19 protein-coding genes and 1 other RNA gene are annotated in these 18692 nt (G+C 64.3%); 9 read left to right on the forward strand and 11 right to left on the reverse strand.

From position 1 onward, the window contains the following. Nucleotides 1–37: 37 nt before the first annotated feature. From truA to def, 3 genes are all read right to left on the reverse strand, one after another. Nucleotides 38–775, reverse strand: coding sequence for a tRNA pseudouridine(38-40) synthase TruA (truA, locus tag AAFG13_RS23740; RefSeq protein WP_342708389.1), 738 nt, complete (start codon nt 773–775; stop codon nt 38–40). 110 nt (nt 776–885) lie between these two features. Continuing rightward, nucleotides 886–1821 (reverse strand): methionyl-tRNA formyltransferase, encoded by a 936-nt coding sequence (gene fmt, locus AAFG13_RS23745; RefSeq protein WP_342708390.1) that lies wholly within the window; start codon nt 1819–1821, stop codon nt 886–888. Between the two features lie 132 nt (nt 1822–1953). Beyond that, nucleotides 1954–2481: a peptide deformylase gene (def, locus tag AAFG13_RS23750; RefSeq protein WP_342708391.1), complete on the reverse strand. Its 528-nt coding sequence runs from the start codon at nt 2479–2481 to the stop codon at nt 1954–1956. Between the two features lie 170 nt (nt 2482–2651). On the opposite strand from def, the gene rmuC reads away from it, so the two are divergent. The 3 genes from rmuC to AAFG13_RS23765 all read left to right on the forward strand — a co-directional run bounded on the left by rmuC (nt 2652) and on the right by AAFG13_RS23765 (nt 5893). Continuing rightward, nucleotides 2652–3860 (forward strand): DNA recombination protein RmuC, encoded by a 1209-nt coding sequence (rmuC, locus tag AAFG13_RS23755; RefSeq protein ID WP_342708392.1) that lies wholly within the window; start codon nt 2652–2654, stop codon nt 3858–3860. 272 nt (nt 3861–4132) lie between these two features. Beyond that, entirely contained in the window at nt 4133–4438 is a 306-nt protein-coding gene (locus tag AAFG13_RS23760) for a GIY-YIG nuclease family protein (protein ID WP_342708393.1), read from the forward strand. A 78-nt stretch (nt 4439–4516) separates the two neighbouring features. Continuing rightward, nucleotides 4517–5893: an AmpG family muropeptide MFS transporter gene (locus tag AAFG13_RS23765; RefSeq protein WP_342708394.1), complete on the forward strand. Its 1377-nt coding sequence runs from the start codon at nt 4517–4519 to the stop codon at nt 5891–5893. A gap of 312 nt (nt 5894–6205) precedes the next feature. Here the strand turns inward: AAFG13_RS23765 and AAFG13_RS23770 are convergent, their stop codons facing one another. The 5 genes from AAFG13_RS23770 to ffs form a co-directional block, all read right to left on the reverse strand. Continuing rightward, a complete protein-coding gene (locus AAFG13_RS23770; RefSeq protein WP_212316902.1) occupies nt 6206–6634 on the reverse strand; it encodes a hypothetical protein in 429 nt (142 codons plus the stop codon). Nucleotides 6635–6781: 147 nt separating this feature from the next. Next, entirely contained in the window at nt 6782–7387 is a 606-nt protein-coding gene (gene recR, locus AAFG13_RS23775) for a recombination mediator RecR (protein ID WP_028335942.1), read from the reverse strand. After that, the gene (locus AAFG13_RS23780; RefSeq protein ID WP_092122614.1) at nt 7388–7708 is read right to left on the reverse strand and encodes a YbaB/EbfC family nucleoid-associated protein; all 321 of its coding nucleotides are present in this window, start codon (nt 7706–7708) and stop codon (nt 7388–7390) included. Between the two features lie 21 nt (nt 7709–7729). After that, nucleotides 7730–9580: a DNA polymerase III subunit gamma/tau gene (locus tag AAFG13_RS23785; protein ID WP_342708395.1), complete on the reverse strand. Its 1851-nt coding sequence runs from the start codon at nt 9578–9580 to the stop codon at nt 7730–7732. A 112-nt stretch (nt 9581–9692) separates the two neighbouring features. Then, nucleotides 9693–9789, reverse strand: an RNA gene (gene ffs, locus AAFG13_RS23790) — signal recognition particle sRNA small type. A gap of 111 nt (nt 9790–9900) precedes the next feature. Between ffs and AAFG13_RS23795 the strand changes: the two genes are divergently transcribed. The 4 genes from AAFG13_RS23795 to AAFG13_RS23810 all read left to right on the forward strand — a co-directional run bounded on the left by AAFG13_RS23795 (nt 9901) and on the right by AAFG13_RS23810 (nt 12880). After that, a complete protein-coding gene (locus AAFG13_RS23795) occupies nt 9901–10320 on the forward strand; it encodes an HIT family protein (protein WP_212317260.1) in 420 nt (139 codons plus the stop codon). Between the two features lie 6 nt (nt 10321–10326). Further along, nucleotides 10327–11277: an NAD(+) diphosphatase gene (gene nudC / locus AAFG13_RS23800; protein WP_212316896.1), complete on the forward strand. Its 951-nt coding sequence runs from the start codon at nt 10327–10329 to the stop codon at nt 11275–11277. 78 nt (nt 11278–11355) lie between these two features. Then, a complete protein-coding gene (locus tag AAFG13_RS23805) occupies nt 11356–12303 on the forward strand; it encodes a sugar kinase (RefSeq protein ID WP_342708397.1) in 948 nt (315 codons plus the stop codon). A gap of 76 nt (nt 12304–12379) precedes the next feature. Further along, a complete protein-coding gene (locus tag AAFG13_RS23810; protein WP_342708399.1) occupies nt 12380–12880 on the forward strand; it encodes an Lrp/AsnC family transcriptional regulator in 501 nt (166 codons plus the stop codon). 85 nt (nt 12881–12965) lie between these two features. Here the strand turns inward: AAFG13_RS23810 and AAFG13_RS23815 are convergent, their stop codons facing one another. Then, nucleotides 12966–14465, reverse strand: a complete 1500-nt coding sequence (locus AAFG13_RS23815; protein ID WP_342708400.1) for a phosphomannomutase/phosphoglucomutase — start codon at nt 14463–14465, stop codon at nt 12966–12968. A 668-nt stretch (nt 14466–15133) separates the two neighbouring features. On the opposite strand from AAFG13_RS23815, the gene AAFG13_RS23820 reads away from it, so the two are divergent. Then, on the forward strand, nt 15134–15700 hold the full coding sequence (locus AAFG13_RS23820; RefSeq protein ID WP_342708401.1) for a hypothetical protein: 567 nt from the start codon (nt 15134–15136) through the stop codon (nt 15698–15700). Between the two features lie 170 nt (nt 15701–15870). After that, complete coding sequence (locus AAFG13_RS23825) at nt 15871–16263, forward strand: hypothetical protein (RefSeq protein ID WP_342708402.1); 393 nt, start codon at nt 15871–15873, stop codon at nt 16261–16263. A gap of 184 nt (nt 16264–16447) precedes the next feature. On the opposite strand, the gene AAFG13_RS23830 is transcribed toward AAFG13_RS23825, so the two are convergent. Next, nucleotides 16448–16960: a TIGR02281 family clan AA aspartic protease gene (locus AAFG13_RS23830; RefSeq protein WP_342708403.1), complete on the reverse strand. Its 513-nt coding sequence runs from the start codon at nt 16958–16960 to the stop codon at nt 16448–16450. Nucleotides 16961–17149: 189 nt separating this feature from the next. Next, nucleotides 17150–18601, reverse strand: coding sequence for an NCS1 family nucleobase:cation symporter-1 (locus tag AAFG13_RS23835; RefSeq protein ID WP_212316887.1), 1452 nt, complete (start codon nt 18599–18601; stop codon nt 17150–17152). Between the last annotated feature and the right edge of the window lie 91 nt (nt 18602–18692).

The following is an 18692-nucleotide window of genomic DNA, read 5'->3' on the forward strand; positions in this document are numbered from 1 at the left end:
CTTCGCTCTACCCATCCTACCAGATCATTCACACCGCCTAATAATCCACCCGCATCAGATAGAGCCCGTCCGGCGGCGCCACGGGGCCGCAGGCGGCGCGGTTGCGGGCGGCGAGTGCACCAAAGAGATCGTCCGCACTCCAGCGGCCCTCGCCGACCCAGACCAGCGATCCCACCATCGAACGCACCTGACTGTGCAGGAACGAGCGCGCCGACGTCACGATGTTGATGGCGTCGCCCTCGCGCGTGACGTCGAGCTGATCGAGCGTCTTCTCCGGCGACCTGGCCTGGCACTCGGTGTCGCGGAAGGTGGTAAAATCGTGCTTGCCGAGGAGGCGCCGCGCGGCGGCGTGCATCGCGTCGGCATCGAGCGCACGCGGCACGCGCCAGACGCGACTGACGTCCAGCGCGAGGTTCGCGCGGGTGTTGGTGATGCGATAGAGATAGTGCCGCTTGATCGCCGAGAACCGTGCCTCGAAATCGTCGGGCACGACGTCAGCCGCGAGCACGCCGATCGGATTGGGCCGCAGATGCGCGTTCAGCCCGTCGCGGAAGCGGCCGGGCGGAAAATGCTTGGCGATGTCGCAATGCGCGACCTGGCCGCGCGCATGCACGCCGGCGTCGGTACGTCCTGCGCCATGGACGCGCACGTCCTCGCCGCAGATCGCCTTGACCGCCGTCTCCAGCGCGCCCTGCACGGTCGGCGCGGTGTCCTGGATCTGCCAGCCGGAGAACGGCGTGCCGTCATATTCGATGGTGAGCTTGTAGCGGGGCATCGTTCAATCTGGTTTGGCCGTCATTGCCGGGCTTGACCCGGCAATCCATCCTCTTCAGGACAAGCTTCTTTTCGAGATGGATGCGCGGGTCAAGCCCGCGCATGACAATCTCAGGACACCTTCGCCCCCGGCTTCAGCGGCGTGCCGCGCAAAAAGTCCGCCGCCTTCATCGGCGCCTTGCCGGCGCGCTGCAGTTCGAGAATCCGGACCGCGCCATCGCCGCAGGCGATCGCAAAGGTATCGTCGAGCACATCGCCCGGTTGGCCCGAGCCTTTGGCAAGCTCGCAGCGCAGGATTTTCAGCCGCACTGGCTCGCCCTCGCCAGCGAGCTCGCACCAGGCGCCGGGGAACGGCGAAAGCCCGTGAATGTGCCGCAGCACCGCATGCGCGGGCTGCTTCCAGTCGATCCGCGCCTCGGCCTTCTCGATCTTGGCGGCGTAGGTGACGCCGGCCTCGCTCTGCTTCGTCAGCTGCAACCCGCCGCGCTGCAGCGCGCCCATCGCGCGCACCATCAGATCGGCGCCGAGCGGCGCCAGCGCGTCGTGCAGGTCGGATGCCGTCATGCTGTCCGAGATCGGCAGCCGCTCGGCCATCGCGACGTCGCCGGTGTCGAGGCCGACATCCATCTTCATCACCATCACGCCGCTCTCGGCATCGCCCGCCATGATGGCGCGGTTGATCGGCGCGGCGCCGCGCCAGCGCGGCAATAGCGAGGCATGGAGGTTGAAGCAGCCGAGCTTCGGCGAATCGAGGATGGCCTGCGGCAGGATCATGCCGTAGGCCACGACGACAGCGGCATCCGCGTCAAACGCGCGAAACTCCTCGAGCGCTTCCGGTGTCTTCAAGGTTTTCGGCGTCAGCACGGGAATGCCGAGGCGGCGCGCCTCCTGCTCGACCGGTGTCGGCTGCAACTGCAGGCCGCGCCGCCCGCCCGGCTTCGGCGCGCGGGTATAGACCGCCACGACCTCGTGGCCATGGGCCACCAGCTCCAGCAGCGTCGGCACCGCGAAGTCGGGCGTGCCCATGAAGATCAGACGGAGAGGCATGCGGTCAGATTCTTCCGGGAGGATCCAATCTTCGTCATGGCCGGGCTTGTCCCGGCCATCCACGTCTTTGGTCTCCCAGAAGGAAGACGTGGATGCCCGGGTCAAGCCCGGGCATGACGGCGGAGTGCGCGGCTACTCCGCCGCGCGCTTGGCGGCCTTCTCGAATTTCTTGAAGACGCGGTCGCGCTTCAGCTTCGACAGATAGTCCACGAACAGAACACCGTTGAGATGGTCGATCTCGTGCTGGATGCAGGTGGCATAGAGCCCATCCGCATCCTCCTCGTGCAGCTTGCCGTCGAGGTCGGTGAAGCGCAGGCGCACCCGCGCCGGGCGCTCGACCTCCTCGTAATATTCGGGGATCGACAGGCAGCCCTCTTCGTAGACCGACAGCTCCTCCGAATGCGAAATGATCTCCGGATTGATGAACACCCGCGGCTGCGGCGTGGTCTCGCCGTTCTCGTCGCGCTTGGCGAGGTCCATGGTGATCAGCCGCAGCGGCTGCGCGACCTGGATCGCCGCGAGCCCGATGCCGGGCGCGTCATACATGGTCTCGAGCATGTCGTCGGCGAGCTTGCGGATCTCCGGCGTCACCTTCTCGATCGGTTTCGACACCAGACGCAACTGCTTGTCCGGCAGGATGATGATTTCTCGTAATGCCATGGCGGCGATTTAAGCTGCTGACTTCATGGGGTCAATGCGCTCAGGAACCGGTTAAGGCAGCCTTAACCACGTTTCTTCACGCAAGATTAACCAAGGAATTTAAGGGACTGTTTACCATAAATGTTCCCTTTTCGTTCGGCGGCAACGCCGAATCGGCTACAACTGCCGACATGAACGAGATTCTCCTCACGATTGGCGACCTTCCCGTCCGTGTCTCCGACGCGTTGATCGGCCTTGGCGCACTGGCGCTGATCCTGCTGTTCGCCATCGCCGTGGTGATCGCGCGCGCCAGCCGGCGCGGCGCGGAACTGGCGATGGCCCAGGCCGTCCGCGCCGACGAGCTGGAGGAGCGGCTTGCCGACATGCTGCGGGCCCAGAGCGAGGCCTCGGGGCGGGTCGACGCGATGGGGCAGGCACTGGCCGGCCGTCAGGCCGAGATGGCCCGTGCCGTCAACGAGCGGCTGGATTCGGTGACCCACCGGGTCGGCCAATCGATGGAACAGACCACGCGCAACACGATGGATTCGCTGCGCGTGCTGCACGAGCGGCTCGGCATCATCGATCACGCCCACAAGAACCTCAACGAGCTCACCACCCAGGTGACGACGTTGCGCGACGTGCTCGCCAACAAGCAATCCCGCGGCGCGTTCGGCCAGGCGCGGATGGAGGCGATCGTCCAGGACGGCATGCCGAAGGGCTCGTTCGAGTTCCAGTACACGCTGACCACGGGCAAGCGGCCGGACTGCGTCGTGTTCCTGCCCGACCAGCGTCCGCTCTGCATCGACGCGAAATTCCCGCTCGAGGCCATGACCGCGCTGCACGACGCGCGCAGCGACGAGGAGCGCAAATTCGCCAGCCAGCGGCTGCGCGCCGACGTGCTGAAGCATGTCAGCGACATCGCGGAGAAATACCTGATCCCGGGCGAGACCCAGGACACCGCGCTGATGTTCGTACCCTCGGAATCGGTCTATGCCGAAATCCATGACGGCTTCGACGACGTGGTCCAGAAGGCCTATCGCGCCCGGGTCGTGCTGGTGTCGCCCTCGCTGCTGATGCTGGCGATCCAGGTGATGCAGCAGATCCTGAAGGACGCCCGCATCCGCGACGCCGCCGACCAGATCCGCAACGAGGTGATGCATCTCGGCGACGACCTCAGCCGCCTGCGTGATCGCGTGCTCAAGCTGCAAAACCACTTCGGCCAGGTCAACGAGGACGTCAGGCAGATCCTGATCTCCGCCGACAAGATCGAAAAGCGCGCCGGCCGCATCGAGGAACTCGACTTCAGCAAGTCCGAGACCCCGATCGAGGTCCCGCGCTTCGTAAAGGCCAGCACGCCCGAGCTGTTCCCCGCCCCGCGCAAGCTGCAGGCGGGGGAGTGAATGTTGCTTTAGAATTTGCGTGGCGCGCTTGCGCCGCCCAATCGGTGTGTCATCGCCCGGCTTTATCCAAAAATAGCCGCAGGTGGCGGATAGGCCTCTGGAATACTGGATCGCCCGGTCGAGCCGGGCGATGACAGTCTTTTTGGGGCCGAATCCGGTAGCAACTTCTCTGTGACCGCACCTGGAGAATGTTGATGACCGCAGATCGCACGGCATAATCAGGTGTCATCGCCCGGCTCGACCGGGCGATCCAGTATCCCAGAGGCGGAAATTTGGGAGCACGCAGCTACTACGTCTACATTCTCGCCAGCCGCATCGGCGGCACGCTCTACATCGGTGTGACAAATGATCTCATTCGTCGCGTCGGCGAGCACAAGCTGAAACTCGTCCAAAGTTTCACTGAGAAATATGATGTGGTGAAGCTCGTTTATTTCGAGCAGTTCGACGATCCCGAGAACGCGATAAAGCGCGAGAAGCGGCTCAAGAAATGGCCACGCGCATGGAAAATCTCCTTAATCGAGAAGGACAATCCGGACTGGGACGATCTCTATCCGGAGATCGCCGGTGGCGGCGGATAGGCCTCTGGGATACTGGATCGCCCGGTCAAGCCGGGCGATGACAGTCTTTTTGGAGCCGAATCTGCTACCAACTCTTCTATGACAGCCCCCGAAACGACGTCTGACGCGTCTGCAAAGCCGGAGCCGAAGCCCGCCGCCACCTCCTGGCGCGACAGCTTCGCCGTGTATCTGCAGCCGCGGGTGCTGATCGTGCTGCTGCTCGGCTTCTCCTCGGGCCTGCCGCTGGCGCTGTCGGGCTCGACGCTGCAGGTGTGGATGAAGGAGGCCGGGGTCGATCTCGGCACCATCGGGCTGCTGGCGCTGATCGGCACGCCCTACACGCTGAAGTTCCTCTGGGCACCGCTGGTCGATGCGCTGCACGTGCCGCTGTTCACGCAGATCTTCGGTCGCCGCCGCGGCTGGCTGCTGCTCTCGCAGCTGTTGCTGATCGCGACGATCCTGGTGCTGGCGATGGCCGATCCCGCGCGGTCGCCGTGGTTCGCGGCGTTCGCCGCGTTGCTGGTCGCGACCGCGTCGTCGACGCAGGACATCGTGGTCGATGCCTTCCGCGTCGAAAGCCTGCCGGAGAGCGAGCAGGCTGCCGGCATGGCATCCTATGTCGCGGCCTATCGCATCGGCATGCTGGTCTCGACCGCCGGCGCGCTGTTCATCGTCAGCGGGTTCGAGTCGGCCGGAGTGGCGCGTCCGTCGGCATGGATGTGGGGCTATGTGGTGATGGCCGCGCTGGTCGTGATCGGCATCGTCACGGCGCTGGCTGCGACCGAGCCGGCGCAATCGAAGGGCGCGGAGGCCGCCACGCATGCGCAGACCGCGGCCGAACGCGTCTTGCACGCGGCGCTCGGCGCATTCTCCGAGTTCCTCAGCCGCAAGGACGCATTGGCGGCGCTCGCCTTCGTGGTGCTGTTCAAGTTCACCGACGCGTTCTCGGGCACCATGACCGCACCGTTCGTGATCGACATCGGCTTTTCCAAGGTCGATTACGCGGCGATCGTGAAGGGCGTCGGCCTTGCCGCGACCTTGATCGGCGGCTTTGCCGGCGGCTTCGTGGCGCGGCGTTATTCGCTCGCGACCAGCCTCTGGATCGGCGGCGTGCTGCAGGCGGTCGCCAACCTTTCGTTCTCCTGGCTCGCGCATGTCGGCGTCGATCAATGGGCGCTGGCGCTTGCGATCACCGCGGAGAATTTCACCAGCGCGATCGGCACCGTGATCTTCGTCGCCTACCTTTCGGCGCTGTGCCGCAATCCGCTGCACACCGCGACCCAGTATGCGCTGCTCACGGCGCTCGCCGCGGTCGGCCGCACCTATCTGTCGTCGGGCGCGGGCTATGTGGCCAAGGCCGTCGGCTGGCAAATGTTCTTCGTGATCTGCGTGCTGGTCGCGATCCCGAGCCTGATCCTGCTCGCCTGGCTGCAGCGGCGCGGACATTTCGATGAGCTGGGGCCGGTCAGGGTTTAGCTCAGCCGCCGTAGCCCGGATGAAGCGAAGCGCAATCCGGGAAACCTCTCGACTGCAACGACCGTCCCGGATTTCGCTTCGCTCCATCCGGGCTACGGGCTCTCTGCGTGCGTCGTCCTGGCGAAAGCCAGGACCCATTACCCCAAATGCAAATTGTTGCGCGACGTTGGGGCCACAATCCATCCGACAACCAAGGCCGGTGGTTATGGGTCCTGGCCTTCGCCAGGACGACGATGAGGATGGGTCGCAACTCAAGAAACACCGCAGTGTCATCACCTACGCATCCGGGCGATGACGCCGCAATTGAGGCAGCTACTTCGCCACCACGCTCCACTTGGTGACGATGGCTTCGCTCATCTCGCCAGCGTCCTTGGCGCAGGCGATCTCGTCGACCTTCACCGAGATGGCCTTGCCGGAGAGGCTCTTGAGCTGCGCGGCCTGGGCGTCGTTGGTCGGAATCAGCTGGAAGGTTTCCGGCCCGGTTTCGAGGTTGCAGAGACCGTTCGGCGGTGGCAGTCGGCGCGGCTCGCTGGTGATCTGGTAGGTCGCGACGCGCTTGCCGCGGTTCTTGGTGTCGCGCACCTTCATGACGCCGAGTTCCCCCGACAGCACGTCGCCGGCCCGGATCATCTTGCCGGGCTTCTGCGGTGTGTCGCTCTGCTGTGCGAGCGCGCAGGGCGCAGCAAAGGCTGTCGCCAGAAGCGCAACGGCCAAGCGTACGCCGAATCGGTGTGTCGTCATTTGCAGTGGTTCCGTACTTGATTCGTCAGAGCGTGGATGACCGTCCCCAAATCGTCATCCACCCTATCATTTTGTTTCGGCGCGATCTTTTTGGATTGTCGCCGATCGCCTGGCGAACAATGCCGCGTCCGGCTCCCGGATCGCTTGCTAGAACAGCGTCCGCTGCCGCATCGCAGCCGATAGCGTACCTTCGTCGAGGTAATCAAGCTCTCCGCCGACCGGCACGCCATGCGCCAGCCGCGTCACCCGCACATTGGCCTCCGACAAGAGGTCGGTGATGTAATGCGCGGTGGTCTGGCCATCGACGGTCGCATTGAGCGCCAGAATGATCTCGCTGACCTCGGGCGCATGCGCGCGCGCCACCAGCTGATCGATGGTGAGATCCTGCGGACCGACGCCGTCGAGCGGCGACAGCGTTGCGCCGAGCACGTGATAACGTCCATTGGTCGCATTGGCGCGTTCCAGCGCCCAGAGATCGGCGACATCGGCGACCACGACGATGATCGAGGGATCGCGGCGCGGATCGGTGCAGACCGTGCAGGGGTTTTGTGTATCGATGTTTCCGCAGGTCTTGCAGACCTGGATCTTGTCGATCGCAACCTGCAGCGCTGCGGTCAGCGGCGTCATCAGGGCTTCGCGCTTCTTGATCAGATGCAGCGCCGCGCGCCGCGCCGAACGCGGCCCGAGCCCGGGCAGCCGCGCCAGCAACTGGATCAGGCGTTCAATCTCGGGGCCGGCAACGCTCGCAGCCATTTAGGTCGGACCAAATCCCGGCGGCAGGCCGAGCCCGCCGGTGAGCGCCATCATCTTCTCCTGCATCGCCGTCTCGGCCTTGCGGCGCGCATCGCCATGCGCGGTGACGAGCAGATCCTCGAGCACTTCGCGCTCCTCCGGCTTCATCAGCGACGGATCGATCTTGATGCCCTTCACTTCCATCTTCGCGGTCATGCGCACGGCGACCAGGCCGCCGCCGGAGATGCCCTCGACCTCGACATTGCCGAGCTCTTCCTGCATCGCCTGCATCTTGGATTGCAGCTGTGCTGCCTGTTTCATCATGCCGAGAAAATCAGCCATGCGTGCGTTCCTATCGCCAGATCAATCGTCGTCGCTGTCGGAAGTTTCAATCGGGTCTTCGCCGGTCGCATCCGCTACCGGAACCTCGGCGGCAAGGCGGCGGACCTCGACCACCTTGGTGCCGGGGAAGCGCGCCAGTACCTCCTGCACGCGCGGATCGGCCTCGGCAGTACGCTGATGCTCGCTGCGCGCCAATTCGTTCTGCGAACGCACCGTAGGCTGGCCGGCCTCGTTGGAGATGATCACGGTCCAGCGCCGCCCGGTCCATAGTTCGAGCTTGCGCGACAGATCGGTGACGAGCGCGCGCTGCGCCTTCGGCTCAAGGCCGATCTCGAGCTGGCCATCCTCGATGCGCACCAGCCGCACATCGGCCTCCAGCGCGCTCTTGGTCATGATGTCGCGCTTCTCGCCGGCGAGCGCGATCAATTGCGGAAAGCTGGTGATGCGCAGCGCCGGCGCGGCATCGGCGACTGGGGCCGCCATCTGCGGACGCGCGGCGAGATCGGCGCGCGGCGCACCCTGCGGTGCCCGCGCAGACGGCATGGCCGACATCGTCGAGGCCGGCGCGCCGCGTGGCGATGACGAGGCCGTAGAACCCGACGTCGCGGGCGCCCCGCCGCCGCCATTCTGCTCGACCATCATCCGGATCGCTTCATCCGGCGTCGGCAGGTCGGCGACATAGGCGATCCGCACCAGCACCATCTCGGCGGCGGCGGCAGGCCGCGTCGCGGTCTGCACTTCTGCGATGCCCTTGAGCAGCATCTGCCACATCCGCGACAGCACCCGCGTCGATAGCTTTGCGGCGAATTCGCGCGCGCGCACCCGCTCGGTCTCGCCGAACGCGACGTTGTCCGCGGTTCCCGGCACGAACTTGACGCGGGTGACGAAATTGACGAACTCGGCAAGGTCGGACAGCACCACGACCGGATCGGCGCCGACATCGTATTGCGCGCGGAATTCGGCAAAGGCGCTGGCGAGATCGCCGCGCGCCAGCGAATCGAACAGATCGATGACGCGGGTGCGGTCGGCGAGGCCGAGCATCTGCCTGACCGCATCGGCCTTCACGAGGCCTGCGGCATGCGCGATCGCCTGGTCGAAGAGCGACAGCGAATCGCGCACCGAGCCTTCGGCGGCGCGCGCGATGATGCCGAGCGCCTCGGGCTCGACCTCGACGTTTTCCTTGGCCGCGATGTTGCCGAGATGCTTCATCAGCACGTCGGCCTCGACGCGGCGCAGGTCGAAGCGCTGGCAGCGCGACAGCACCGTGATCGGAACCTTGCGGATTTCGGTGGTGGCGAACACGAACTTGGCGTGCTCCGGCGGCTCCTCCAGCGTCTTCAGGAAGGCGTTGAAGGCCGCCGTCGACAGCATGTGGACTTCGTCGATGATGTAGACCTTGTAGCGCGCGCTGGCCGGCGCATAGCGCACACTGTCATTGATCTGGCGGACATCGTCGACGCCGGTGTGGGACGCAGCGTCCATCTCCAGCACGTCCATGTGCCGGCTTTCCATGATCGCCTGGCAGTGCACGCCGAGGTCGGGCATGTGGATGGTCGGCCCCTTCACCGAGCCGTCCGGCTTCGCGTAATTCAGGGCGCGGGCGAGGATGCGCGCGGTGGTGGTCTTGCCGACCCCGCGGACGCCGGTGAGGATCCAGGCCTGCGGAATCCGCCCGGTCTCGAACGCGTTCGAGACGGTGCGGACCATGGCCTCCTGGCCGATCAGATCCTCGAAGCTGGAGGGGCGGTATTTGCGGGCGAGAACGCGGTACGGCTTGGCCGTATCAGGCGCGCCACCCAAATCAAAACCGCCGTCAAGGCTTGCCTTGCCTGCGCCGTCGGACGGTTGGGAGGGGTCGCCAGCGTCATTCATGCATCGATCCGCAACTTGGGAATTGTCTCTTCGGCCGGCGTGCGGATAGGAGCCGAAATCGAGCGCCGGGCGCGGAGACCGCCATTCCAGCACGATTCGCTCGGAAAAACAGATAGGAGACTGACGAGCGACCCGATCCGGACCTCGTTAGGGCTGCTTCCTTCCGGACCTGACCCGGTTGGCGAGTGGCTCGTCCACCGCCAATCTCCCGGTCCCTATTTGGGGCCAAAACCGCCGGAAAGCAAGCGGCCTGACCCGGCTTTGTAAGGCTGGCTTTGTGGGGCTTGTCTGGGAACACGGAAAGGCATTACTTGCGCCTCATGCCCGCCACCAACTGGTCGCTGCATTCGCAGCTCAAGAAAGACACCGTCGACATCGGCGACCTGCCGCTGTGCAAGGTGCTCGTCATCAAGGATGCGCATTATCCCTGGCTGCTGCTGGTGCCGCGGCGCGACGGCGCGGTCGAGATCATCGACCTCGACGAGGTCGAGCAGGCGCAGCTGATGACGGAGATCACCCGCGTCTCGCGGGCCCTGAAGGAGGTCACCAAGTGCGACAAGCTGAATGTCGCAGCCCTCGGCAACCTCGTCCCGCAACTGCACGTCCACGTCATCGCGCGCCGCACCAGCGACGCTGCATGGCCGCGTCCCGTTTGGGGCGTAATGCCGCCGCTGGCGCATGACGCCGAGGAAGTGCAGAATTTCATCAGCGCGCTTCGCCGCAAGATCTGGTTGGGTTGATTTTCGATGTCCGCATCCGATTCATTTCCGCTTGGCCAGCCGGCCTTCGTCACCCATGTGCTGGACCGCGCCGCGCATCTGCGCAGCAATGACGAGAAGCTGTTCGCCCTGGAGGGCCACCGCGAGGCCAGAGCCTACGTGATCTACCGCGACTCGCTGGTCGTGAAGCAGGAGGATGGCGGGGCCCGCGCGCTGCTCTCGCTGGAGGAGGCCCGCGGCTTTGGCGCCAATCCCGGCACGATCTTCCTGGGCTTGCGCGATGCTGCGCCGGTCTTCGGCATGGGGATCGCGCCGCAGGCGGCCGAGAAGCTGGTCGGGCGTCCTGATGTTGCGATCACCGAATTGCGCGGCATGGCGATGCAGGGCGTGGTGCCGCCGGAGCAGCTCTCGGCCATCGCGATGGCGAAATCGATGGTGACCTGGCACCAGCGCCACGGCTTCTGCGCGAACTGCGGCACCCGCACGACGATGAAGGACGGCGGCTGGAAGCGCGAATGTCCGAGCTGCAAGGCCGAGCACTTCCCGCGCACCGATCCGGTCGTGATCATGCTGGTCACCTCTGGCGACAAGGTGCTGCTCGGCCGGCAGAAGCAGTTCATGCCCGGGATGTATTCCTGCCTCGCCGGCTTCGTCGAAGCTGCCGAAACCATCGAGGATGCGGTACGGCGCGAGATTTTCGAGGAGTCCGGCATCCGCTGCACCGACGTCAATTATTACATGACGCAGCCCTGGCCCTATCCGTCATCGCTGATGATCGGCTGCACCGCGCGTGCGACCAACGAGGACATCGTGGTCGACCGCACCGAGCTGGAGGATGCGCGCTGGTTCGACCATGCGGAGGCGACGCTGATGCTCAAGCGCCAGCATCCCGACGGCCTGGCCGGCCCGCATCCGTTCGCGATTGCCCATCATTTGCTCGGCCGCTGGGTGCATCACCGAAATCCGTTGGACCAATAGCGGGAACCGGACATCGTTCTGCCGATTAGATCTGCGTACTGCTTGGCAGTAGACGGAACCATTGCGACGGACCTTTGCATGAATTTTCAAGACGGCGCCCCGAAAGTCCCGCCCCGCATCCTATGCATCGGCCTGCCGGTGCGCGACCTGACCTTCCGCGTCAACGTTCCGGCCCGCGGCTCCAAGGAGAACGCGACCCATTTCGACGAGATCTGCGGCGGCAACGCGCTGAACGCCGCCATCGGCATCGTCCGACTGGGCGGCCGCGCCGCGATCTGCGGACCGATGGGTGATTCGCGGGAGACCTCGAGCCGCTACATCTTCGACAAGATGGCCCAGGAGGGCATCGAGACCAACCATCTCATCCACATGCCGGACCTGGTCACCCCGATCTCGGCGATCATGATCGACGACACCGGCGAGCGCACCATCGTCACCTTCCGCGATCCCGAGCTGTGGAAGGTCAAGCTGCCGCCGACCGAGCTGCTGCTGGAGGATTGCGCGGCGATCCTGACCGAGAGCCGCTGCGCGCCGTTCTGCACCGAGCTGTGCGCCGAGGCCGTCAAACGCGGCATTCCCGTGGTGGTCGACGTCGATCGCGCGATGTCGATGCGGGAAGGACTGCTGACCGCCTCGTCCCATCTGGTGTTTTCCAGCGAGCCGCTGCAGCAGACCGCCGATGTCACCGACGACGGCCAGGCGCTGCAAAAGCTCGCCAAGCTCACCCCCTCCTTCCTGGCCGGCACCCGCGGCCCGCAGGGCACGATCTGGCTCAATGAGAAGGGCGGGCTCGAGGAGACGGCGGCCTTCCCGGTCCATACCGTCGACACGCTGGGCGCCGGCGACGTCTTCCACGGGGCGTTTGCGCTGGCCATCACCGAGAAGCAGGAGTTGCGGCAGGCGCTTCGCTTCGCGTCCGCCGCCGCAGCGCTGAAATGCACCCGGTTCGGGGGCGCTTATGCCGCACCGCAACGTACTGAAGTTGAAGCGTTTTTGGGCGAACACGCCGACGCCCGGCTGGCCTGAGCGGCCACGACCCGCTTGATTTGGAAGATTTTTCTCTATATGAGGGAGTTTGAACCTTCATGTGGAACTTTCTTCTATGAACGATGTCGCCATTCAGCTTCATGACAACAACCGCCGCCTCGACGCCATCGATCGCAAGATCCTGACCGTGCTGCAGGAGGATGCTTCGCTTTCCGTCGCCGAAATCGGCGACCGGGTCGGGCTGTCGTCGACGCCGTGCTGGAAGCGCATCCAGCGGCTCGAGGCCGACGGCGTGATCCTGCGCCGCGTGGCGCTGGTCGATCAGAACAAGATCGGGCTCGGGATTTCCGTGTTCGTCTCGGTCGAGAGCGCCGACCATTCGGAAGCCTGGCTGCGCAAATTCGCCGACGCCGTGAGCGCCATGCCCGAAGTGATGGAGTTCTACCGGATGGCCGGCGACGTCGACTACATGCTGCGCGTCGTGGTCGCCGACATGCAGGCCTATGACGTGTTCTACAAGAAGCTGATCTCGGCCGTGCCGCTGAAGAACGTCACCTCGCGCTTCGCGATGGAGAAGATCAAGTCGGTGACCGCGCTGCCGGTGCCGGCGGCGTAAGCCGAGAGCGCGATCGCCGATCCACATCGCCGTCATCGCCCGGCTCGACCGGGCGATGACGAGTTGATTTGCGGAAAGTCCCGCCTCAGATCTTCTGATTGTATTCGCCGACCTCGGGGTGCGTGCGCAGCACGGAATCCATCGCCTCGAACATGTCGCGCATGCGCTGTTCGCTGACCGGGCTTTCCACCACGACCACGAGCTCCGGCTTGTTCGAGGACGCGCGCACCAGGCCCCAGCTGCCGTCCGCGACCGTGACGCGCACACCGTTGACGGTGACGAGATCACGGATGTTCTGGCCCGCGACCTGCGCGCCCTGCTGCTGCAGCGTCTCGAAGTGCTTCACGACCGCGTCGGCCACGCCGTATTTCGCCTCGTCGGCACAATGCGGCGACATGGTCGGCGACGACCAGGTCTTCGGCAGCGCGTCCTTCAGGTCGGCCATCGACTTGCCGGGCGCGCGATCGAGCATCTCGCAGATCGCGATCGCCGACACCAGGCCGTCGTCATAGCCGCGGCCGAACGGCTTGTTGAAGAAGAAGTGGCCGGACTTCTCGAAGCCGGCGAGCGCGCCCAATTCGTTGGTGCGGCGCTTCATGTAGGAATGCCCGGTCTTCCAGTAGACGGTGTTGGCACCCTGCTTCTGCAAGACGGGATCGGTCACGAACAGCCCGGTCGACTTCACATCGACGACGAACTGCGCGTTGGCGTTGATCGCCGACATGTCGCGCGCCAACATGACGCCGACCTTGTCGGCAAAGATCTCCTCGCCGGTGTTGTCGACCACGCCGCAGCGGTCACCGTCGCCATCGAAGCCGAGGCCGACATCGGCCTTGTGCGCCAGCACCGCATCGCGGATCGCGTGCAGCATCTCCATGTCTTCGGGATTCGGATTGTATTTCGGAAAGGTGTGATCGAGCTCGGTGTCGAGCGGAATCACCTCGCAGCCGATCGCCTCCAGCACCTGCGGCGCGAACGCGCCCGCGGTGCCGTTGCCGCAGGCCGCCACCACCTTCAGCTTGCGCTTCAGCTTCGGCCGGCTGGTGAGGTCGGCGATGTAGCGCGCCGGATAGTTTTCATGGAATTGATAGGAGCCGCCGGCCTTGTTGTCGAATGCGGCGTTGAGCACGATCTCCTTCAGCCGCGTCATCTCGTCGGGGCCGAAGGTGAGCGGACGGTTGGCGCCCATCTTGACGCCGGTCCAGCCATTGTCGTTGTGCGAGGCGGTGACCATCGCGACGCAGGGCACGTCGAGATCGAACTGCGCGAAATAGGCCATCGGCGTCACCGCGAGCCCGATGTCGTGCACCTTGCAGCCCGCCGCCATCAGGCCCGAGATCAGCGCGTATTTGATCGAGGCGGAATAGCCGCGGAAATCGTGACCGGTGACGATCTCCTGTTTGACGCCGAGCTCCGCGATCAGCGCGCCGAGCCCCATGCCCAGCGCCTGCACGCCCATCAAATTGATCTCCTTGTTGAACAGCCAGCGCGCGTCGTATTCGCGAAACCCGGTCGGCTTCACCATCGGCTCGGATTCGAAAGCATAGGTATTCGGAATCAGTGCGGGTTTCGGCTTGGGAAACATCAGGAATGGCCTCGTGGAAATGCGGAGGGACAATGCCGCTGGCTTTAGCGAATGCATCGCCGCGGCGGAAGGCAGGATTGACGGCTTATGGCTAATAATTACGGCAGATTTGGCGTCGGGTCATCCACCCATCCTTGCGCGGCGGCGCAACACGCCGCGCTGTTGCGCCCGACGAGTTGCTTGACCGCTCATCGCTCCGACCCCGCATGGTTTCTGCAGGGGTGGCGCCAGGCAAGGACAGGCATTGCCGTGCGGTTGTGATTTCAGCCGCGCCCGGCGCTTTGCAATCTGCGCGTCGAATAGTTGACACGTCGGGCAACTCACCGGTACATTTTCATCGTCGCAACAATTGAGCCCGCACCGGAAAATCCGCTGCGGGCTTTTTGAATCGGACAGGACGCTGTCGGCCAATACACTGCCGAGCGCGCCGCAATTGACCACCGCAGCGAACCGAACTGGCTGACAGCCAGGGCCGACCCCGCCGACAGGCGGGCGCCCGGCGAGCACGATGGGCAAGCCGAGCCGGAAGCGACACTTCCGCGCCCTCGCGCAAGCCATCACTCAAGCACTTGCCTTCAACACATAAAGCCAACCCAGCCTTCTCCGCGAGGGTGCGGTCACGCACGCACGCGCCCGAAGGCGTGCGCAATATCTACAGGTGATGATCGATGCCCAATTACTCTCTGGTGCCGGTGGACCATCAGCCGGATTTCGATGACTACTCGCTCGTTCCCGTTGACCACGATCCGTTCGCCGCGGATAGCGTAATTCAACAGGCACAGATTCAACAAGATCAAGCGCAGCCGCAAGGCCCGGCGCAGCAACAGCCCCCAGCGGGAGCCGGTCCGACTTTGGATCAAGGCGCCGCCAAAACCGCTCCGTTTAGCGGCCACGCCAATCCGACGCCAACAGACGCTCTTCCATCACACGGTCGCGCAATTCCCTTGCTTGAGAATGGTAAAGTTGACAGCTACATTTACGCAAGAAACTCGACTGGCACTCCGCCAGAAGGCCCTCAGGTTACTACTGCGAACCGTAATCTCACAATTGCTGCCACTGACAGCGCCAAACCCACGAATTTCGGTGGGGTTTATGGACGCACGCTAACGTTCTCAGAACCCGGTAGCAATAATTTGAGAACAATCACCGCTGCCGACCCAACTGGCTTGTTGGTAGCGACCCCGGTAGAAGATAATCCAAACCTCCTGAGTGTCAGAGAGTACAAGGGCTACTGAATAACCGCCGGCCGAGCGGGCACATTCCCGATGTATTGTCGATGGCGGCCGAACACATACAGACCAATGCCAATTGGCAAGATGTGAGTTGGCGAAACGGGACCAAGGGCCGGCTAGAAGCTCGCTTCGCCGAGGTTCGCGCTTCACAGGGGAGGACATGGAGAGGTCTTATGAAGCTTCTGAAGACCGGGATACTCGCACTTTCGCTAACCGTGACGGCGACCGTTGGGCTCGCCGCGGATTACGAAATTTTCGCTGAGTTTGCGACTGTGGAGACTGGGGTAAACCATTATGCTGTCGAACGCCTCGACCACAAGAACCAGAAGCTTCATCATTGCACCGCAGTCCTCGACGCCGAGACCAAGCAATTGACCGGTCAATGCACCGAGAGGCCCGGCTTTCCAGAGAAACCAACCAGCAAAGGACCTAACGTACAGGGAGGGATTTCAAACATTTTTGGCGGATTGCCAGTGTTAGGCTCTTGGAAAATCGATCAGACTACCGGGAAAACTGAGTTCTGCATTTCAGACCCCGTTCAGTGCGTGGAGGTAATTCCGCAATAGAGTTGTACGGTGAGTCCGCCGGGAGACCAGCTCGACACTCTGCGCAAGCGCCTCAGGTCTGATGTTGCCCGCGAACGTCTGGCGCAAATGCCGCGCCGCTGCGAAGATCGACTCGACTACCCTCTCATTCCCAAAATGTGAACAAGCAGCGCCCTGAATTCCCCCCTCAGCGTGAAAGTGCTGCCTATTGCTCCAGCAACAATTTGCCGTTGGCATATTCGAAGCGCTTCAGCTTCGATAGGAAGGACAGGCCGAGCAGGTTTTCGGACAGCGCCTCGTCCGGCAGCACCAGCGCATCGACGTCGCGCACGGTGAGGCCGCCGATCTCGATCATGGCGAGGTGGGCCCGCGCCGCCCTGATGGTGCCGTTGGCGGTGGTGACGCGCGAGGTGTAATCGCCCGGCACCGGACGCAGGCCGAAGCGCGCGGCCGAGGTCTCGTTCAGGGCCACCACAGAGGCGCCGGTGTCGACCATGAAGTTGATGCGCTGGCCGTCGATCCGACCGTCGGTCGCGAAGTGACCGCGCGGATCGGGCGCGATGCTGAGCGTGCGGGCGCTGACCTGCGCCACCGTGACGGCGGGGGTGATGCTCTGCTTGGCGGTGGTCGCGGCGGCGGGCGCCATCTTGCTGGCCATCTGGGCCATGAAGGTGCCCAGCCCGATCAGGATGGCCGCGAAAATCATCAGGTTACGCATGACACCATACTCGGAAAACCGAACACGCAATTTCACCACGCCGGACGCCCCGCCGCGAGCGAGGGTGGCGGCGCGAGCCTGCCATTTTGGCGAAAAGGATGAGCGAACAGTTAATGCGAGCCCGCTGAGGCGGCCGAATGTCATCGACCGCCTCGCCCGGACCGAATTTGCCGCCCCTCAGGCGGTCTTTCAGGCCGTCTTGGCGACCGGGCTCGGCATCGCCACGCGCAGCGCGTAATAGACCGCGCCCGCGATCCCGACGCCGAAGAACCAGCCATAGACCGCCCACCAGGCCGGCAGGAGCGAGGTGAAGTTCGGCAGCACCGACGAGAACAGCGCGCCGACGGCGGCTGCAATCAGGGCGCTGACGTTCCAGCCGTTCTGGAAGCGATATTCGCCGTTCTCCTGATACAGCGCCGGCACGTTCACGCGGCCTTTGGCGATCAGATAATAGTCGACCATCATGATTCCGTAGATCGGCCCCATGGTCGCGCCGATCAGCCCGACGAACGAGGCGGCGCTGCCCTCCCAGGGCGCGAACGGATACAGCGCGAGCGCGATCAGCGCCGCAATGTAGCCGCCTTTCTTGAAGTCGATATGGCGCGGAAACACGTTGGAAAAATCGAACGCCGGCGAGACGAAGTTGGCGACCACGTTGATGCCGAGCGTCGCCACCGCGAAGGTGACCGCGGCGAGCAGCGCCAGGAACCAGCTGTCGAACTTGGCCGAGATCTGGTCGGGATGCAGCAGCACCTCGTGATAGACGTTGAACGCCGCGATCGTGGTGACGCCGGCGACCAGCGAGAACAGGATCAGGTTGACCGGCAGGCCCCAGATATTGCCCTTGCGCAGCGCGTGCACGTCGGGCGCGTAGCGCGAGAAGTCGCAGAAATTGAGATAGAGCGCGGCGAAATAGGTGATCCAGGTCGCAGCGACGGCGCATAGCGCCGGGAAGGAGCCGGGCACGCCGGGCACGCCGGCCTCCTTGGTCTTCTCCAGCAGCACATCCTGCGGGATCGGCGCGGTGAGCGAGATGCCGCCGGCCGCGATGCAGAGGTAGATCGCAAGGATCAACATCATCAGCCACACCGCCGGCCCTGCCCAGTCCTGGAAGCGCCGCACCGTCTCCATGCCGCGCTGGATGATCAGGAGCTGCAATGCCCAGATCACCACGAAGCAGATCACCTCGAGCGTGGAATGGCCGAGCACGTGGCTCGTCTGGTGGAACGCCTTGAAGCTGTCGATGCGGGTCAGCAGCGCGACGATCGCGCCCGAGGCCGCCGCGGTCTGCGCGCCGTACCAGAAGCAGGCGACGATGGCACGCACCAGCGCCGGAATGTTGGCGCCCCAGATCCCGAACGAGGCCCGCGCCAGCACCGGATAGGGCACGCCGGTCCTGACGCCGGCGTTGCCGATCAGGCTCATCAGCACGAAGATCACCAGCGAGCCGGCGCCGATCGCGATGATGAAGTTGACGAAGCTGCCGCAAAGCAGGAACAGGCTGGCGGCGAGATAATAGCCCCACAGGCTATGCACGTCCGAGGTCCAGACGTTGAAGATGCTGAAGGCGCCCCAATTGCGTTCCTTGGCCGGCGCCAGGTCTTCGTTGTACAGCGAAGGCGATGCGTTCTTGATCTCCATGGCAGCGTCCCCAATATGCGAGCCCGTGATCCCATCCCAGCCCGCAAATCTAACCACCGTTTGCCGGCGCTCGCCAGCGCAACCGATCAAG

Source organism: Bradyrhizobium sp. B124 (genome assembly GCF_038967635.1).
In the GTDB taxonomy this organism is placed as follows: domain Bacteria; phylum Pseudomonadota; class Alphaproteobacteria; order Rhizobiales; family Xanthobacteraceae; genus Bradyrhizobium.

Bases quoted from the DNA above. Each gene is read 5' to 3' on its own strand.
- rmuC (WP_342708392.1), top strand. From the start codon at position 2,652: ATGAACGAGATTCTCCTCACGATTGGCGACCTTCCCGTCCGTGTCTCC.
- AAFG13_RS23830 (WP_342708403.1), bottom strand. From the start codon at position 16,960: ATGCGTAACCTGATGATTTTCGCGGCCATCCTGATCGGGCTGGGCACC.
- AAFG13_RS23795 (WP_212317260.1), top strand. From the start codon at position 9,901: ATGCCCGCCACCAACTGGTCGCTGCATTCGCAGCTCAAGAAAGACACC.
- AAFG13_RS23785 (WP_342708395.1), bottom strand. From the start codon at position 9,580: ATGAATGACGCTGGCGACCCCTCCCAACCGTCCGACGGCGCAGGCAAG.
- AAFG13_RS23835 (WP_212316887.1), bottom strand. From the start codon at position 18,601: ATGGAGATCAAGAACGCATCGCCTTCGCTGTACAACGAAGACCTGGCG.
- AAFG13_RS23805 (WP_342708397.1), top strand. From the start codon at position 11,356: ATGAATTTTCAAGACGGCGCCCCGAAAGTCCCGCCCCGCATCCTATGC.
- AAFG13_RS23815 (WP_342708400.1), bottom strand. From the start codon at position 14,465: ATGTTTCCCAAGCCGAAACCCGCACTGATTCCGAATACCTATGCTTTC.
- recR (WP_028335942.1), bottom strand. From the start codon at position 7,387: ATGGCTGCGAGCGTTGCCGGCCCCGAGATTGAACGCCTGATCCAGTTG.
- def (WP_342708391.1), bottom strand. From the start codon at position 2,481: ATGGCATTACGAGAAATCATCATCCTGCCGGACAAGCAGTTGCGTCTG.
- AAFG13_RS23825 (WP_342708402.1), top strand. From the start codon at position 15,871: ATGAAGCTTCTGAAGACCGGGATACTCGCACTTTCGCTAACCGTGACG.
- AAFG13_RS23820 (WP_342708401.1), top strand. From the start codon at position 15,134: ATGCCCAATTACTCTCTGGTGCCGGTGGACCATCAGCCGGATTTCGAT.
- AAFG13_RS23770 (WP_212316902.1), bottom strand. From the start codon at position 6,634: ATGACGACACACCGATTCGGCGTACGCTTGGCCGTTGCGCTTCTGGCG.
- fmt (WP_342708390.1), bottom strand. From the start codon at position 1,821: ATGCCTCTCCGTCTGATCTTCATGGGCACGCCCGACTTCGCGGTGCCG.
- AAFG13_RS23765 (WP_342708394.1), top strand. From the start codon at position 4,517: ATGACAGCCCCCGAAACGACGTCTGACGCGTCTGCAAAGCCGGAGCCG.
- truA (WP_342708389.1), bottom strand. From the start codon at position 775: ATGCCCCGCTACAAGCTCACCATCGAATATGACGGCACGCCGTTCTCC.
- AAFG13_RS23780 (WP_092122614.1), bottom strand. From the start codon at position 7,708: ATGGCTGATTTTCTCGGCATGATGAAACAGGCAGCACAGCTGCAATCC.
- AAFG13_RS23810 (WP_342708399.1), top strand. From the start codon at position 12,380: ATGAACGATGTCGCCATTCAGCTTCATGACAACAACCGCCGCCTCGAC.
- nudC (WP_212316896.1), top strand. From the start codon at position 10,327: ATGTCCGCATCCGATTCATTTCCGCTTGGCCAGCCGGCCTTCGTCACC.